General features: G+C 34.4%; 12 protein-coding genes. 7 read left to right on the plus strand and 5 right to left on the minus strand.

The features are described from left to right. Positions 1-192 (minus strand): transposase (locus tag LDX58_RS00005; RefSeq protein WP_227934822.1); only part of this gene is annotated, 192 nt, incomplete at its 3' end. A 254-nt stretch (positions 193-446) separates the two neighbouring features. Further along, the gene (locus LDX58_RS00010; protein ID WP_227934823.1) at positions 447-2,561 is read right to left on the minus strand and encodes an ATP-binding protein; all 2,115 of its coding nucleotides are present in this window, start codon (positions 2,559-2,561) and stop codon (positions 447-449) included. Positions 2,562-2,821: 260 nt separating this feature from the next. Between LDX58_RS00010 and citZ the strand changes: the two genes are divergently transcribed. Then, positions 2,822-3,937, plus strand: a complete 1,116-nt coding sequence (gene citZ / locus LDX58_RS00015; RefSeq protein WP_227934824.1) for a citrate synthase — start codon at positions 2,822-2,824, stop codon at positions 3,935-3,937. Positions 3,938-4,063: 126 nt separating this feature from the next. Here the strand turns inward: citZ and selA are convergent, their stop codons facing one another. Next, on the minus strand, positions 4,064-5,464 hold the full coding sequence (gene selA, locus LDX58_RS00020) for an L-seryl-tRNA(Sec) selenium transferase (RefSeq protein WP_227934825.1): 1,401 nt from the start codon (positions 5,462-5,464) through the stop codon (positions 4,064-4,066). 305 nt (positions 5,465-5,769) lie between these two features. Between selA and LDX58_RS00025 the strand changes: the two genes are divergently transcribed. The 5 genes from LDX58_RS00025 to LDX58_RS00045 all read left to right on the plus strand — a co-directional run bounded on the left by LDX58_RS00025 (position 5,770) and on the right by LDX58_RS00045 (position 12,515). Then, the gene (locus tag LDX58_RS00025) at positions 5,770-6,645 is read left to right on the plus strand and encodes a selenium metabolism-associated LysR family transcriptional regulator (protein ID WP_227934826.1); all 876 of its coding nucleotides are present in this window, start codon (positions 5,770-5,772) and stop codon (positions 6,643-6,645) included. A gap of 154 nt (positions 6,646-6,799) precedes the next feature. Then, positions 6,800-8,941 (plus strand): sensor histidine kinase, encoded by a 2,142-nt coding sequence (locus LDX58_RS00030; RefSeq protein WP_227934827.1) that lies wholly within the window; start codon positions 6,800-6,802, stop codon positions 8,939-8,941. Next, entirely contained in the window at positions 8,916-10,292 is a 1,377-nt protein-coding gene (locus LDX58_RS00035; RefSeq protein WP_227934828.1) for a sigma-54-dependent transcriptional regulator, read from the plus strand. Before LDX58_RS00030 ends, LDX58_RS00035 begins: the two co-directional genes overlap by 26 nt. Positions 10,293-10,548: 256 nt before the next feature. After that, positions 10,549-11,478 (plus strand): glycine betaine ABC transporter substrate-binding protein, encoded by a 930-nt coding sequence (locus tag LDX58_RS00040; protein ID WP_227934829.1) that lies wholly within the window; start codon positions 10,549-10,551, stop codon positions 11,476-11,478. 50 nt (positions 11,479-11,528) lie between these two features. Then, positions 11,529-12,515 (plus strand): MmgE/PrpD family protein, encoded by a 987-nt coding sequence (locus tag LDX58_RS00045; RefSeq protein ID WP_227934830.1) that lies wholly within the window; start codon positions 11,529-11,531, stop codon positions 12,513-12,515. A gap of 276 nt (positions 12,516-12,791) precedes the next feature. Here LDX58_RS00045 and pyc read toward each other — a convergent pair whose 3' ends face one another. Beyond that, positions 12,792-16,235: a pyruvate carboxylase gene (gene pyc, locus LDX58_RS00050; RefSeq protein ID WP_227934831.1), complete on the minus strand. Its 3,444-nt coding sequence runs from the start codon at positions 16,233-16,235 to the stop codon at positions 12,792-12,794. A 157-nt stretch (positions 16,236-16,392) separates the two neighbouring features. Here pyc and LDX58_RS00055 point away from each other — a divergent pair, with 157 nt between their 5' ends. Beyond that, positions 16,393-17,046, plus strand: coding sequence for a TetR/AcrR family transcriptional regulator (locus LDX58_RS00055; RefSeq protein WP_227934832.1), 654 nt, complete (start codon positions 16,393-16,395; stop codon positions 17,044-17,046). A 27-nt stretch (positions 17,047-17,073) separates the two neighbouring features. Here LDX58_RS00055 and LDX58_RS00060 read toward each other — a convergent pair whose 3' ends face one another. Next, complete coding sequence (locus tag LDX58_RS00060; RefSeq protein ID WP_227934833.1) at positions 17,074-18,624, minus strand: glycine betaine uptake BCCT transporter; 1,551 nt, start codon at positions 18,622-18,624, stop codon at positions 17,074-17,076. Positions 18,625-19,091: the final 467 nt, after the last annotated feature.

Consider the following 19,091-nt stretch of genomic DNA (forward strand, 5'->3'; position numbering starts at 1 on the left):
CAATCTTCCATACTTGGTATCTAGTTGCCTTTGATAGAAACCGTTCTTCTGGTTTTTAAACTCTGGGTGTTCATGTTCAAAAAAGCTATTCATTTCTTCCTTCATCAGGGTCTCAAGTTTTTCTTTAACAAACTCACGAACCATAGAATCTAATTGATTTTCAAGTGTGTTTTGTCCTATACTAGTACTCATAGGTAGGGCATCTCCTCTCAGTTGGTTTAGCGGTTAACTAGAGGGTACCCTACCTCTTTTTTTGTTTCAATTCATTTACACAAACTATTTTACGTCATCTAAAAAGATAGGTTCTCAGTGAAAATAAGGAATATTAATTTAAAGAGGTTGTTCAAAACCCCCTTGTTTAAGCAAAAACTATGATGAATGAAACTAGGAGTAATGACTTAGTTTCGTATAAACCGTCTTAAAGGGCTTCTTTACATGAACACACATTAAACGCTTACTTGTTTTTGCTTTTCACTGTGATTAATAGGCAAATTTATTTCAATAGTTGTCCCAACGTTCTTTTCACTTAAAATTTTAATATTCCCTTGATGTTGTTCAATAATCTTATAGCAAACCATCAATCCTATCCCCGTACCCTTTTCTTTGGTAGAATAAAACGGCTCTCCAAGTCTATGTAACCGTTCTTGAGGTATTCCATTCCCACCATCTATCACATGTACTGAAACGTCCTTCTCCCCTTCCTTTTTTACTCGAACTAAAACATGTCCATTATTCCCAGTTGCTTCAACCGCATTTTGAATCACATTAATAAACACTTGTTTTAGCTGGTTTTCTAAACAATTAATTAAAGGAAGATCTTCCTCAACTTTCAATGTAATTTCAATATTCTCCAAAATAGAGTTTGTTCTTAGTAAATCTGTGACTTCCCTTAATATCGTTGCTATACTTTGTAACTCGAATGAGTTTTCATGATGTGGTTTTGCAAGGTTCAAAAACTCGCGGATGATTATCTCGACACGATTTAACTCTGAAATAACAATCCCCATATATTTACTATTTATCGTCGAGGACTCGTTCATCATTTGTAAAAAGCCTTTAATTGACGTCAATGGATTTCGAATCTCATGCGCAACTCCCGCTGCTAAACGACTAGCAACCGACAGCTTTTCTGATTTTAAAATTAGCTCTTCGGTTTTTTTCTTCTTCGTTACATCTTCTCCCATAACAAAAACTCCAACAACTTGGTCATTAACAATTGAAGGAATATAGGTTAAGTTTAAATCAATTGTATTTTCCATTCCATTTACAATTGTCGTTTCAAATGTTTTAGGAACTCCTTTTAATGCGCTACGAAAATACAATACTAACTGATCATCAGCTTTAAATTCTTTTATAATATCCAAATAATGACTGTTAATGATTTGATGTTGGGGATAACCTAATATTTTTTCACATGCTCCATTTGCTAAAAAGATGTTCCCTTGCTTATCTATGAAAATAATGGCATAAGGATGGTAATCCATTAATGACTTATGTCTTTTTTCACTTTCAATTAAATCATTTTTTAGTTTTTCTAATTCAATTGTTTTTTTGGTGACACGTTTAAGTAATTGATCATTTTCTTTAAGCGTGATAATTTGTCTAATTACTAATAGCAAAAGGACTACGGATCCTCCAATCAAAATACTTGTTAATTCATCATCTTTCTTGATGAAAAATAAAATTAAAAAAATGCCGATACTTAAATAAGGAAAAACAATCCTTCGCATTGAGGCCCTTTGGTATAATTTTATTTTTTCATGACCGTTTAAATGCTTCTCTTCTGAGCAAGGATTATTATTAAATAAGCTAGAAATTGCAATAAGTAAAAGGCAAATGTTCCACATAGGGGTAAAAAAAGAAAAATGCTGATAACTAGCGTAAATCGACTGATATAAATAGATAAAATCGGCAATTATGTACATAAGTACCCCTACTAAGTTGAGAGATAAAACGACAGGAGAAAACAATGGTTTAGAAGAAAGAATGAGAATGATTCCTAACAACACTCCTAAAAGAGCAACTGGGTACCCTAAAAACAAAAAAAATTCGAAAGTAGAGACAGACTTATTCATTAAAATAGGTTTGATAAAGTAACTCCAACAAACAGTTGTGATGACAGTCATAAAAATAAAAGCATCAAGAAAAAATTGAATACTTTTTGAAAATTTTCCGTTCCAAGTCGCAGATACTTTATATATTAATGATCCAGCGTAAATGAAGACAAACATAATATAAAACAAATCTGCATAACCTGGAAAACTATATCCTGTTCCTAAAAACACGATTGAGTATCTCCATATTATTTCAGCAACCAAATAAGTAAAGCAAGCTATAAGTATTAAGCTCCAAAATGTCCTTTCGACTTTGCTTGTCTTCATTTTAATTGAATACAATAAGATCAGTACGGCTAGTAATGGACCGACAACCCCTAAAATTCCTCCTAGAATTAGTGACGAGCCACCACTACTTCCAGTAATAATCCACAAATAATATATTATGGAATAAATTACACTCATGAAAATAGCTTGTTTTCTTGTTTTTTCGATTGAAAGTACCATTATTTGAACACTCCTTATACCTCATCTTGTTATCATGATTACTTTTATAATGATGATTATATAATAGTTATAATTTATTTACAATTCTGATTTTTTTACATCTTTTGAAGTCATTAAAAAATGGCCATTGTTAGCCCTATTCAGTATCTCTAAATTCATTGAATGACTAGCTCATTATTTTTAATACTATTTTGAATTGATTTATAATCATGATTATGTTATGATCATGATTGTAAATCAAACTATAAGGAGATGCTCTTATGTTAAAAACGAAAGGTTTAGAAGGTGTAGTTGCAACCACATCAAGCGTTAGCTCAATTATTGATAGCGTCTTAACTTACCAAGGATTTAACATTGATGATCTTGCAAATAATGCTAGCTTTGAGGAAGTCATTTATCTATTATGGAATGGAAGATTGCCTAAACAAGACGAGCTAAATCTATTAGTTGAAGAGCTTTCCGAAAACGCTTTCATACCAGAGGCTATATTAGATCAAATCAAGACCTCGCCAGTTGAGATCGTTCATCCAATGGCGGCGCTTCGTTCATGGGTTTCAAGCTTAGCTCTATACGATGAAGAGGCGGATGACATGTCTGAAGAAGCCAATCGACGTAAGGCTATTCGACTCCAAGCAAAGATCCCAACAATTGTGACTGCATTTTCTAGAATTAGAGAAGGGAAAGACCCGATCGCTCCTAATAAGGATTTATCCTATGCAGCAAACTTTCTTTATATGTTAACTGGGAAAAAACCTGATGAAATTTCAGTAAATGCCTTTAACAAAGCGCTTGTTCTTCACGCCGATCATGAACTGAATGCTTCTACGTTTACAGCTCGTGTTTGTGTGGCTACACTTTCGGATATTTACTCCGGTATTACAGCAGCAATCGGTGCTTTAAAAGGGCCTTTACACGGTGGTGCGAACGAAGCTGTCATGGCGACTCTTATCGATATTGGAGAAGTAGAAAATGTAGAATCGTATATTCGTAAATCATTAGATAATAAAGAAAAAATTATGGGATTTGGACACAGAGTATATAAAGATGGAGACCCTCGCGCTAAGCATCTTAAAGAAATGTCAAACCAGTTAACTGTGATTACTGGTGAAAAAAAGTGGTATGACATGTCGGCAAAAATAGAGGAACTCGTGACAAATGAAAAAGGATTACTACCGAATGTAGATTTCTATTCCGCCTCTGTCTATCACAGTTTAGGAATAAAACATGATTTATTCACCCCTATTTTTGCTATCAGTCGAACATCGGGATGGATTGCACATATTTTAGAACAATACGAGAATAACCGTTTAATTCGTCCACGTGCAGATTATATTGGAGCTTTCAACCAAAAGTACATCGCCATTCATTCACGTTAAACAGCAACTACCGATTGATTTAAAACTCATTTTCTATTAACAACATAAAAGAGAAGCAGCTCTCCATTTACCATTGAAGAGCTGCTTTTCCTATTTTGGCTATAGGTCTTAACTGTTCTATCAAGTTTAAATAATCTCTCGGAAACGTTTAATCATCATTATCACTTCCTCATCAGTCACCGTTCTAAAGTCTATGAGAACCTTGTCATCTTTAAGTCGGGCAACGATAACTGGTTCACCTAACCGTAGTAAATCAACAAGATGTTGTGAGTGTATATCAGGATGGCTAATAGCAACTATAAAAGTTGAAATTTCCACTCCCGGCATTGTTCCACCACCTATTTGCGAATGATCTTCTCTCACCTCAAACTTCCAACCATGATTGACTTCTCTTAGCTCACAAATAAATTGATCTGCTTTCTCTTTTATAATAGAGAGAGGTAGCAATAGGTCACGCAGCGTTGGAATCGTCTCTTGATTTCCTTGAATATACGATTTTACTGTCGCTTCTAATGCAGCTAGTGTCATTTTATCTACTCGTAAAACACGTGCTAACTGATGTTTCTTTAACTTATTTATTAATTCTTTTTTACCAACAATAATACCAGCTTGAGGACCACCTAATAATTTATCCCCGCTAAAAGACACGATATCTACACCTGAATTCAAAACTTTAGCTACAACTGGTTCATCGCCAATTCCATGGTGTTGGAAATCATATAATGCACCGCTTCCTAAATCTTCATAGACTAATACATGGTCATGTTGAGTAGAAAGTTCTGTCAATTCTTTAGTTGATACAGAGGCGGTGAACCCAATTGTTTTAAAATTACTTGTATGTACTTTCATTAGCAAGGACGTGTCTTCATTAATAGCTCGTTCATAATCAAATAAGTGTGTTTTATTTGTCGTCCCAACTTCTACAAGCTTCGCTTCACTTTCTTCCATAATTGATGAAACTCTAAATGAACCTCCTATTTCAACAAGTTCTCCACGAGAAACAATTACTTCCTTGCCTTTAGCAAGTCCTCTTAAAATTAAATAGACGGCAGCAGCATTGTTATTTACAACCATCGCTGCTTCAGCACCTGTAACTTCCATTAAAATCGATTCAATAATATCATGTCTTGAACCACGAACACCCTTTTCAATGTTATATTCTAGATTAGAATAATTCATGGCAACTTGAATAACCTGATTTATCGCTTGTTCACTTAATCTCGCTCGACCTAAATTGGTATGTAAAATCGTACCTGTCGCATTGATTACACGTTTTACAAAATATTGATGGAAATCAATTGCTCTTTGTTCTACCCTTTGAAAAATATATTCTGTAAATACCTGTTTCGATATCTGTTCTTCTTTCCAAGAGTTATTTAATAGTGCTTCTCTTATATGATCAATTTCTTCTTGAAGCCATTCAGTTACTTTATTAAAGGGCACTTGTTGCTCTTCTAATAATGCTAAAAATTGTACATTGTTTTGTAGAGTATAAATAGCTGGCAATTCACGTAGATATTGTTTCATTCTGTCCCCTCCCGTTCATTAAGTTTATATGATTCCATAATTATCTCTGTTCAATGATGTTAAAAATACCATTATAGTTAGTCATCCATTTAAACATTATCATTTTATAATCGTGATTACAATATGTTGTCAGCCTATTTTATTTAATAAATCACGACATTGAAGTAATCATTTGAGGTGTGTTACTATTAGTGCGGGTTCCATAAGGATGTGTTCAGCGACTTAGCTCATTGATTTAAGATAATTCAAGAAGGAAAACACCTTGTTAAACTACCTTTAAAAAATTCGTAAGTGGGGATCTAACTATGAATCTAAAAAGAATACATACTTTTATTTTACTTATAGACCACAAAAGTTTTTCAACAGTAGGAGATATTTTAAATATAAGTCAGCCTGGGGTTACTAAACAAATTCAAACCTTAGAAAAAGAATTAGGTACCTCACTCTTGTATAGAGACTCACTAGAACCTACTGATGCCGGCCGTCTCGTATACAGAAAGGGGAAAAGTCTTTTGTACGATTGGCAAAAATTAGAAGAAAAATGTCGAGCATTTGAAAATCATCTAACTGGTCTTCTTAAGGTTGGAGCAAGTTCAATTCCTAGTACATATATCGTCCCAACTATCTTAAAACAATTTTTAAACCAGCACCCCCAAATAGAAATAAACCTTTCAGTTTATGAATCTGATGAGGTATTAGATATGGTACAAAATGAAAAATTAGATATTGGCTTCATAGGATCTAAACCACAGACTGAAGGCTTAAAAAGTACACTCATTGCTAGAGACCGTTTACTATTAATTGGTCCACCTGATAGTGAAGAGATTAAAGGCTTTGAAGATATTAAGGACTTTCCATTTATTTTTAGAACGGCTCGTTCAGGCACATGGAAAGCGGCTCAAAAAGGAATGCTAGAATGGGGTGGTTCTATTAATGAATTAAAATGCTTAGCTACTGTTCACAGTACTGAATCTGTTATAACCATGGTGGAGTCAGGGTTAGGTTATTCGATTGTATCCGATATTGCAGCAAGATCAGCTAGTAAATATAACAGAATTAAGATACTAACAGAACTTCCTGTTAGTAGAGAGTTTTACTGTGTTTATTCCCCTTACAAACAACATCACCCGGCTATAATCGAATTCTTAGAACAGTTAAATAAGAAAAATGAATTTTTATAATTCAATTAGCTAATAAGTCAAGATTGATTTTGCCATACCAATTAAGGTAATTAATTCACACGTCAAACAAGTTGCGACTATAAAATAGGCTGTCCCTAAGTTCGTTTTTGACCTTGGGAACAGCTCATTATATTAGGAGAAAGGTAATTAAAAAATGGGGATATTCCATTCTAAATTAACAAAACGATATTTGATTGTTTCCCTTATTGCAAGTGTTTTTTCGTTAGCACTTGTCTATGTGATAACAGTCCATGTAGTAAATACTTCAGTAAGGGAAGGGCTAGGGGAACGGAACCAATTAATGGCAAAGACTCTGACCAAACAATCAGAAATAAGATTACAACAAATCATTAGTGATATTAAAGGCATCTCCCCATACGTGTTAGCAGAAACAGAGAGTAGTAAAAAAAATTATTTAAATGATATGAGGCAGTTGGTTATAAAAAATCCTCTCTATAGATCTATCAAAGTGTTCGATAAAAACGGTAAATCACTCGCTTCAGTCCATGGGGTTGGTTTTACGAATACGAGTGAGTTTAAGCAGATACTAAATCGACTTAGTTGGAGTAAAACATATCACATTTCTAATCTGATCACACTTGATGCCCAAAAACAAGTAATAGCAGTTTCTTATCCTACTGTAGATGAAGACGGGGAATTTATAGGTGGAGTGACCGCCCTTATTAATTTAAATACTTTATCTAACTATTTAAATCAAGTTAAAATTGGTGATGAAGGTATCAATGTTTTAGTAGATCGTGAGGGGAAAATCATTATTCATAGTGATGAGCGATACATTGGACAAGATATAGAAGAGCATGTTTTAAGTACCTTCTTAAAGAAAGGCAGATTCGGAGATTGGGAAGGGTTTTTATTCGGAGAAAAAATGTTATTATCCTATCGTTCTATTCCGATAGGAGGGTTTGGCATAATTGTTGGTGAAACAGTAGAACAGGCAATTATCCCTGTAATTAATTTACAAAGGATTTTAATGGAAAGCTTCCTTATTGTACTGGTTGTAACAATCACTTTCACTATAATTGGAACAAAGAGAGTGGTAAAACCAATTAATGATTTAATCAAACAAGTAAAAGAGTATAAACAGAGAAAACGAAGTGGATTTCCCCTTTTGAACACAAATGATGAGTTACAAGAATTATCCATCACTATGCATGAAATGGCTCAGGAACTGATTAGTACTGAACAAAGGTTGTTTAATATTTTGGAGTCCATTCCTTATGCTGTGATCACAACTAATAAATATGGAGAAATTGCCACCTTTAATAAAGCTGCTGAACAGTTAACACGGTTTTCAAGAGAAGAAGTTACGGGAAAATCCATTTTTGACTTTCCTATTCAAGAAAATAATAGTGAGAAAATTATTACTTGGGAAACATTTCTTGAAGGAAGGGAACTTAATGAATTAGAAGCGAGGATTATCGATAAGGAGAAAGAAGAGCATGATATACGTGTTTATTCTTCTTGGTTTAATGATGAATTAAAAAATAAAGTGGGCACTCTGTTAATCTTAAGAGATGTTAGTGAAATTAAAAAATTAGAGGATTATCTTAAGCAAAGTGAAAGATTAGCTTCTTTAGGACAATTAACAGCAGGAATTGCTCATGAAATCAAAAATCCTCTAAGTATTATTCAAGTGGCCGCCGAAGCTATTCGCTATGAAACTGGGGATAAGCAAATGGATAAACAATTCATTAGAGAATTAAGTGAAGATATTTTGGAAACGAACGATCGACTTAATTTACTTTTAACTGATTTCTTAAAAATGTCTAAAGATGAAAAAGGGACTCGTAAAGAAAAAGTAGATCTCGTATTTGTTATCGATGAGTTGTTAATCCTATTAAGGAAAAAAGTAGAGGAGCAAAATATTACGGTTATTTCAGCATATAAGGAGTTAGATGAAGCTAGTGTATATGCTAGCGAAAATAAACTAGTTCAGGTATTTTTAAATATTTTATTAAATAGCTTGCAAGCCATGGAGCTAGGAGGAAAAATTGAAATAAATATCTATAATAGAGAATTAGATTGGGAAGTAGAAATTAGAGATACAGGGAAAGGCATACCAGCATCTAATATCAATTGGATTTTCAATCATTTCTATACGACCAAAAAAGAAGGAACAGGTTTAGGTTTATCCATTTCCTATGATATTATTGTGCAAAGTAAAGGAAATATAAGAGCAGAAAGTAAAGTGGGAGAAGGTACGTCTATATTTGTCAGCTTACCTAAATTTAAGGAAGGGGAACAAGCAGATGAAATCGATATTACTCGTGGATGATGAATATAAGCTATTAAAAATCCTCCAAGTATCCTTAAAAAAAAGACAATATAATGTTTATACAGCAGCGAATGGTCAAGAAGCTCGAAAAAAAATAAAGGAATTAGAAATTGATATTGTTTTTCTTGACCTTAAATTACCTGATAGCAACGGAATAGAATTATTACAGGAATTTACCACCATATATCCTAAGAAAGTTTATATCATGATGACCGCATATGGAAATGTTGAAAATGCGGTGGCTGCTATGAAAGGGGGGGCTTTTGATTATATTATAAAACCAGTAAAGCTTGATCAAATATCTATTATGATCGAAAAAGCGTTTGAATGGTTACGAGTAAAAGAAGAAAATACTTTATTAAAAGAGGAATTAAAAAAAAGTTCAATGATAGACGATTTATTTGGAGCAAGTTCGGTAATGAAAAAAATCTCTGTTCTTGTTGAACGAGTTGCAACAACAGAGGCCAATATCTTACTACAAGGGGAGAGCGGAACGGGTAAAAGTATGATAGCAAGAGCGATTCATAATTTAAGTGAACGAAAGCAAGCTCCATACATACCTGTTAATTGTGCATCGATACCAGAACAATTGTTAGAAAGTGAACTTTTTGGTCACGTAAGAGGAGCTTTTACTGGCGCGCAAACTAATCGAAAAGGAAAGTTTGAAGCTGCAAATGGAGGAACCATTTTTCTTGATGAAATAGGTGAGATTTCCCCTTCTTTTCAAGCGAAGTTACTTCAGGTTACACAAGATAAATCGTTTATGCCGGTAGGTAGTGATGAAGTTAAACGTGTTGATGTTCGAATCATTGCTGCAACAAATTGCAACTTGAAATTAATGGTTCAAAAAGGAGAGTTTCGAGAGGATTTATATTATCGTTTAAATATTGTTGATATGTATATCCCGCCACTCCGAGAACGAAGAGATGATATCCCCCTTTTAATTGAAAAGTTTTTGGAAAGGTTTCGCATTAAAAATGGGAAAAATTATGAAATAATGCCGGAGGCAGTTAATTTTATTAAAAACTATGATTGGCCAGGGAATGTTAGAGAATTAGAAAATGCTGTTGAGAGAGCAGTAATCTTATGTCGAGATGAACAATTATTTATTGATGATTTTCCAGAGGAGATTAGATATCCCCAAAATAAGAATAAAGAAATGGATATTTATCATGATGAAATAACGCTTGCGGAAAAGTTAGAATTTATAGAAAAAAAACTTATTCTTAAAGCACTTGATGAGGCTACAGGTCAGCCTGCTGCTGCAGCTAAAAAGCTAGGGATATCACGTCAAAACTTGTTATATAAAATGAATAAGTACTTTCAAAAAGAGGATACAACGACTCCTTAAGCTGCTCGCCGTACTTGCGGATCTGATCATTTGTCCGAGGTTGTTTAAAAAGGTAAAGCCGACCTTTTGAACAACCTTATTTAACATTATCTTAATGAGAAGGGTAACCATCCATGTATTTAAGGTCACCCTTCTCTTTTTGTAAAAAAATTATTACGCATTTGATCACTTTTTTTACGAAACCTTAGATTTACTGCTTTAAAAGATGCTATTTATTGGCATGTAATTTGCATACTAATATGTAAGGAGCGGTTATATGAAAAGAATGGTTTTTTCATTGATAAAAAGTTTTCTTGTTCTTATTTTATTAAACGGCTGCCAGACTCATCAAGAAAATCAAGATGCTAATTTAGATAGTTTTGAGAAGGGTCAATTAATCATTGGTGCAAAGGGTTTCACAGAACAATTAATTCTCTTAAAAATTACATCTATATATTTAAGAGAAAATGGATTTGATGTGGAAGAAATAAGTAATATGAGGAGTTCTGATCTCCGTTCGGCGCTTGAAAATGGCCACATTGATCTTTATTGGGAATATACAGGAACCGCGCTTATGCTCTACTTAAATCAAGAGGGAGAAACAGATCCGACTACAGCTTACGAAAAAGTAAAAAATTTGGATCAAGAAAATGAAATTGATTGGCTGAATAAATCGGAGTTTAATAATACTTATGCGATCTTAGTAAGAAAAGAGTTTTCAGAAAAATATGAAATAGAGTCTATTTCCGATTTAGCTCAATTCATTAATGATGGTGAGAAGCTTAAGTTTGCTTCTGAAACTGAATTTTATGACCGTAATGATGGACTAAAAGGGCTCGAAAACAAATATAATTTTTATTTACCATCTGAGGATATTATTCAATTAGATTCGAAATTAACATACCATGCTTTGAAAGAAGGGGAAGTTGATGCGATTGTTGGCTTTGTAACAGATGGCAGTATTCAAGAGTATAATCTTGTTTTACTAAAGGATGATCAAACTTTTTTTCCGGCATATAATGCGGTACCTACAGTAGGTAAAAGAGTACTAGAAAAACATGAGGAATTAATTGATTTATTAAATGATATTGCTGATCGCCTAAATACCGATACTATGATGAAGTTGAATTATGATGTAGACATTAAACACAAAGACCCTTTAGAAATTAGTCGTCAGTGGTTAGAAAGTGAAGGCTTACTTAAATAAAAAGTTCTATTCATTATATTTTATTGATTATTTTAAGGGGGTAGTGAAAGATGGTTAAAAATTATTTAGCGGAGTTTATTTTAGAAGAGAAATTCAGTCATTGTCATATAAATACGCAAGACGTATTTAAAAAAATAATATTAGATATTGTTGGATACACAGTTGCTGGCTCTCAAACGGATGAGGCAAAGTTAGCAAAAGACTTTGCTCTCGAACTTTGGCAAGAAGGCGAGTGCTCTATTTTCTTATCTTCTGAGAAAATAAATTCAGTTGGTGCTGCATTTATTAATGCAACAATGACTACTGCGCTTGATCTAAATAGTGAACATCGAATGGTTAAGGGACAATTAAATTCAATTATTTTTCCTGCCATTCTTGCTGCCTCTGAGGAAAGAAAAATTAGTGGTGAAGAGTTTCTTTCAGCATTACTTGTTGGATATGAAATTGGAATTAGGGCAGATAGGATTGCTCATGAGACAAGATCCAATTTACAGGCTATATGTTCAGCGGGGATGATTGGTGCTACTGCTGGTGTTAGTAGGGTAATAGGATTATCAGAAGAGGCACTAGTTAATGCAATTGGGATTACAGAACATTATTCCACTTATTCACCGTTAATGAATTCTATTGAACCTGTAGGAGAGCAAGAAGCGATAAGTTGGGCTAGTATGGCAGGAGTGAATTCTGCTATGCTAGCAGAAAAAGGATTTAAAAGAGAATCAAAAACGTTTTCCGAAATGAATTATTTTGAAAATCAACATGTTCAAGAACTAGGACGGAAATATTTAGTTGAACAACTGCTTTATAAGGCTCATATTTGTAATCGGTTTCAGAGTGAAACTTCAGAAGCGCTTATGTTATATGGAGAGGTTTCAGAGAAGGAAATAAAACAAAAGTTCTTGTCACTAACTGAGCCTGTTATTGGACGGGAGTGGAGTGGTCAGTTAATTGAGACTATTACTCATTTGGAGGAAGTTAAAAACATGAGAGAGTTTACTTCCCTCATTAATAAAATGATTTTAAAGCAAGTTGTATAAGGGAATTGTCAATAAGGTTGGTTTTACCTTTTTGAAAAATCTCGAAGCAATAAGCGGAGACATGCTGTCCCTTAAGCCGACTTTGAGTGGGTTTCTCGGAAATGACGAGCTGCGAGTGGAGCCATTGCAACCTTCATTGTACACAAACTTATAGAAAAGAATAAGTTGAATTTACTTTCTATGGAACCTGTCATTTTAAATGACAGGTTTTTTGCTAACAGCTTTAACAAAGCGTCTTAGTCCAGAGACTATAGACGCTTTGTTTTTTTAAAACGTTTACTCACCTATTTCTAATAGTAAATCACCTGTGGCAATAGACTCACCGTTAGCAACATGAACGGCCTTTATTGTTCCATTAAAGGGTGCTTGAACAGTTGTTTCCATTTTCATTGCCTCTGTAATGGCTAAATGATCACCTTTTTTCACCTTTGTATCTTTTTCTACTAACACTTTTATGACCGTACCTGGCATTGAAGCCCCTATATGTTCAGGATTCGTTTTGTCAGCTTTTGCCTTGATTGTATTAGATGTTTCAATGTTTAAATCTCGAACAGAAACCTCTCGTGGTTTACCATTCAATTCATAATAAATAGAGCGAGTACCATCTGTTTGAGGTTCACCGATCGAGACGAGCTTTACAAATAACGTTTTTCCTTGCTCGATTTTAACATTGATTTCCTCCCCAGTACGCATTCCATAAAAGAAAGTAGGAGTATCCAAGGTAGACAAATCACCGAATTGTTCTCTGAGTTTGGTATAGTCTAAAAATACTTTTGGATAAAGTGCGTATGATAGGACTTCGTGATCCGTCACTTGACGATTAAATTGTTGAGAAAGATCGTTTGTGATTTTCTGGAAGTTAACTGGATCTAATCGTTCCCCTGGACGAGTTGTAATTGCCTCGCGTCCTTTTAAAATGATTTGTTGTAGTTCTTTTGGAAAACCTTGATAAGGTTGCCCAAGATAACCTTGGAAGAATTCAACGACGGAATCCGGGAAATCTAATGAGTTTCCTTTTTCATGGACGGTAACCTCTGTTAAATCATTTTGTACCATATATAGAGCCATATCGCCAACAATTTTTGAGGAAGGGGTAACTTTTACAATATCACCAAATAAATCATTAACACGTCGATACATACATTTGATTTCTTCCCAACGTTCTTCGAGTCCAACTGCTTTTGCTTGCTGTTGTAAGTTACTGTACTGTCCCCCTGGCATCTCATGTTCATATACTTCATGATGAGGGGCTATCATTCCACTTTCAAATCCTGCATAATACTTTCGAGTGTCCTCCCAGTATTGGGACAATTTATTTAACCCCTTTATGTCAATATCTGGTTGGCGTTCTGAATGTTCGAGTGCATAATAAAGCGAATTAGCGCTTGGTTGTGACGTTAATCCGGCCATGGAACTTACTGCTACATCAACAATGTCAACACCAGCTTTAATAGCGTGAGAATACATTAGAATTCCATTGCCGCTTGTGTCGTGTGTATGAAGATGAATAGGAATATCAATGGTTTCTTTTAAACTCGATATTAGCTCATAAGCTGCTTGTGGTTTTAATAATCCAGCCATATCTTTAATTCCTAATATGTGTGCACCTAAATGTTCCAGTTCTTTAGCAAGGTTTTTATAATATTCTAAATTATATTTTTTTCTAGTGGGGTCTAAAATATCACCTGTATAACAAATAGAGGCTTCAGCAACTTTATTCGAATCTCTTACTGATTCAATTGCAAGCTTCATCCCCTCGACCCAATTTAAGCTATCAAAAATTCGGAAAACATCAATTCCAGCATCGGCTGATTTCGTAACAAACTCTCTGATTAGGTTATCAGGATAGTTTGTATATCCTACTGCATTTGAGGCGCGTAATAGCATTTGAAACAAAATATTTGGTGACTTTTCCCTTAATTTAATTAATCTTTCCCAAGGATCTTCATTTAAGAACCTCATCGATACATCAAAGGTTGCTCCTCCCCACATTTCAAGGGAAAAAAGATTAGGGACAAGTTTAGATGTGGGTTCAATAATGTCTAGCAAATCTTTGGTTCGTACTCTCGTTGCTAGAAGCGATTGATGACTATCGCGAAATGTGGTGTCAGTTAAAAGTACTTTGTTTTGTTGTTTAACCCAATTTGCAAGAGCGTCTGGGCCAGATTTATCTAAAATTTGTTTAGTTCCTTCTGGGAAAGCTTCATATGATTTTATTTTTGGAACTCTTCTATTTGAAAAAAACGGTTTTTCTTGCTTTTCTAGTCCAGGAAATCCATTTAACGTTGTCGAACCAATATACGACAACATTTTGGTGCCACGGTCTTTTTTAATAGGGAAAACGAATAGCTCAGGAGAAGATTCAATAAACGATGTATCATATTCTCCTGAAAGAAATTTTTCATGTTTAACCACATTTTCAAGAAATGGAATATTTGTTTTAATGCCTCGAATTCTAAATTCTTTTAAGTTACGTAACATCTTTTTAGAAGCCTGTTCAAATGATGAACCCCACGTTGAAATTTTCACAAGTAAGGAATCATAGTGCGGTGTAATGATGGAACCTTGATATCCATTTCCCGCATCAAGGCGGACTCCAAATCCTCCACTCGAGCGGTAAACGGTAATTTTACCAGTGTCTGGCATAAAGTTATTTGCAGGATCTTCGGTCGTTACTCTTGATTGTATCGCGTAGCCATTTGTGGTGATGTCTTTCTGTAAAGGAATATTGATCTGGTTGCCATGTAATGTATGACCTTCTGCAATTAAAATTTGTGATTGAACAATATCAATCCCTGTGACCATCTCAGTTATTGTGTGTTCAACTTGTACCCTTGGATTTACTTCAATAAAATAAAATTGTTCATCTGGAGTTACTAAAAATTCGACAGTTCCTGCATTTAAATAATTGATGTTCTCTGCTAACTTTACAGCAGCCTGACAAATTTCTTTCCTTAAGTCTTGATTAATGGAAATGCTAGGAGCGACCTCGACTACTTTTTGATGTCTACGTTGAACAGAGCAATCACGTTCGTATAAATGAACAGTATTTCCTTGAGAATCTGATAAGATTTGAACTTCGATATGTTTTGGGTTTTCAACAAACTTTTCTGCATATACTTCATCTCGGCCAAAAGCAGCTTTAGCTTCAGATTTTGCTCGGTCATATCCTTCCTTAAGCGACTCTTCGTTTTTAATAATTCGCATCCCACGACCACCACCGCCAAGGGAAGCTTTAATAATAATTGGATACCCATGTTCATCAGCAAACCTTTTTACCTCGTTAAAGTTTTGGACCGGACCATCGGTACCAGGTATAACTGGGAGACCGGAATTTATTGCTACATTTCGTGCTGACACCTTGTCGCCAAACATAACAAGATGCTCCACTTTAGGACCTACAAAAAGAATACCTTCTTCCTCACAGCGTGATGCTAGTTGGGAGTTTTCTGATAAAAACCCATACCCAGGGTGAATGGCATCGACACCGTTATTTCTTGCTATTTCTATAATACCTTCAATATCTAAGTAAGCATCTATTGGTTTTTTATCTTCTCCTACAATGTATGCTTCATCAGCTTTATAGCGGTGGTAAGCACTTGTGTCTTCTTTGGAATATATGGCGACCGTTCGGATGTTCAACTCTGTACATGCTCTAAAAATTCGAATGGCAATCTCGCCTCTGTTTGCTACTAATAGTTTTTTAATGTTTTTTTTCATTGATTTTCCTCCTAAATTTTAACATTGAGTGAAACGTTTTTTTGTAACTTAAAAGGTGAATTAGTTTTAGTAACGTAAAAAAGAAATATGATATACTACACTTATCATAATTAAAACTTAATCATAATTATTAAAAGTTGATTCGAGGTGCTGTAAATTGAAAAAGGCTAAGAATAAAGAAATTCAGACAAATCGTATGCTAGTTTATTTTATTGACGCAACATCCGAAATTATCGAACAGGAGGGAATGGACAAACTCACTATTCGAAAAATTGCTGATCTAGCAGGATTTAATAGCGCAACGATTTATAATTATTTTGAAGAATTATCCCATTTAATCTTCTTTGCTTCGATGCGCCATATTAAAAAGTATATTAATGCCTTACCTGAACATCTTTCTACTGCAAAAGATCCACTGGACAAATACTTTAAAATGTGGGAGTGTTTTTGCAAGTATTCATTTGAAGATCCGGAAATCTATTATGCTGTGTTTTCATCAAATTTAGGTTGTCCCCCTGAAAAACTACTAAAAGATTATTACGGAATGTTCCCTACGGATCTAATTCAAGTTCCAGAGGATTTAAGAGAAATGATATTAGAACCAAGCCTGGCAAAACGAGATCGACTAGCCCTTAAAGAATGTGTTGAAAATGGTTACTTAAATGAAGAAGATGTAGAACGATTAAGTGAAATGCAATATCTCATTTGGCAAGGAATGCATACAATGTTTTTAAATAAGCGGTGTGACTATTCAGTTGAAGAAGCAACTGAGATCACAATGAATCATATTCGTAACACCATTATGAGTTAATTATTATTGGGCATGTACCTTTTATTTTCATATGATGTTTTTTTGCTTCTTAATGCTTCTCTCAGTTTTTTTTTGCGAATGATCTGATACCTTATCATGTTCTGCAATTAACCCTTTTAATAGGGAAAAGCACATTACCGTCATTATAATAGTAAATGGAAATGCTGCGGCTATCGATGCAGATTGTAGAGTATTTAAACTTCCACTTAAAAGTAAGACTATAGAAACAAGCGATAGTATGAACCCCCATATGAGCTTGATTTTCCTGGAAGGGTTTAAATCCCCTTGCGAGCTAAATACGGATAACACAAATGTCCCAGAATCGGCTGATGTAACGAAAAAGGTAATAACAAGAAGAACAGCTAATATACTTAATAACGATCCTAATGGAAAGTATTGAAGAAAAGCAAAAAATGCTATAGATACATCTGATGTAGCTGTTTCTGCTAAAGCAATATTACCTAACTCATGAACGAGATTTAAGCTTGCACCACCAAATACAGAAAACCAGACAAACGTACCTAATGTAGGTATGAATAATACACCGAGAATAAATTGTTTAATGGTTCTCCCTTTAGAGATTTTTGCAATAAAACTGCCGACAAATGGTGCCCATGCAATCCACCAAGCCCAATAAAACAATGTCCATCCTGTAATCCATGAATTATCACCAAAAGGTCTGATTCTTAAACTCATATAAAGTAAATTATCTAAGTAACTACCAGCTGTGCTAGTAAAGACTTTGAAAATTTGTGCCGTTGGTCCTACACTTGCTATTATTAGCATAAGTGTTATAGCTAATAAGATATTGAAATTTGAAAGGATTTTCATCCCTTTGTTAATTCCTATATAGGCTGAAGTAACAAAGAGAGCCGTGACCAGACTGATAATGATTAAATGTGTATTGAAGTTATTAGGAACATCGAAAAGAAAGTTTAATCCACCAGCGATTTGCAACGTTCCTAGGCCTAAAGAAGTTGCAAGTCCAAATACAGTTGCAAATATAGCCAGAACATCTATTCCTTTTCCGATTGGACCTTTTATTCGATCACCTAGAATTGGATAAAAGGTTGAACTGATAAGTCCTGGTAAACCTTTCCTATATTGGAAAAATGCTAGACTTAGGCCGACTATTGTATAAATGGCCCAAGGGTGTAGTCCCCAATGGAAATAAGTATAGGTCATTGCTGTATTTGCAGCATCAGCTGTTTGTGCTTCACCAGATGGTGGCGTCATATAATGGAAGAGTGGTTCAGCAACGCCCCAAAATACTAGCCCAATCCCCATCCCTGCACTAAGCAACATAGATATCCATGATAATGTTCCATAAACTGGCTTATCAGTATCCTCGCCTAAACGAAGCTTCCCAAATTTCGAAAACATTAATAAGACAGCCATAACTAAAAAACCAAGTGTAGCCGTTAGAAAAAACCAACCAAAATATTCCACTGTAGTCTCTAAGAAGTAATTTACCCCTCTTGATAGCAAGTCATTAAAGAAAACTCCGAAGGTAACAAAAACACTCGTTATTAATAACGAAATACTAAATACAACGTTTTGCTTAATATAATTCCTCATGTGAAATCCCCCTAAGTTAAATTATTTTTTCTTTCATTCGTAAGAAAGTCCACCTCCCTAGAAAGCGTTTTCATTTATTTTAATACGACCTATAACCGTGATGTTACCATAATCATGATTATAAAACAATTATTTATTTTATTTTCTGAAAACTATTTATCCTGAAATATTTTTATAAAGAATAGTCAAGCCACGGAAAAAAACTGTTAAACAACCAGCTATGAATTTTTCTTTTTCACTTAATAAGTAAAAGGAGCCGAATGTTTGAAGTGTTAAACCTAAACATATAATGATTCGGTTCCGTATCATACTCGTCCAAATTATGAAGTATTTATTTGAAAAATCTACCAACACTTTAGCGGGTATCAGGATCAGGTCGATTAACTTAGGTTTGAGCATGTATTTACGACCAGCAAATGTCTACACGTTCAGAGCAAAGCTTTTATCATTAATTACGATTGAAAACT

This window comes from Alkalihalobacillus deserti (assembly GCF_020734105.1).
Lineage (GTDB): Bacteria > Bacillota > Bacilli > Bacillales > Bacillaceae_D > Halalkalibacter > Halalkalibacter deserti.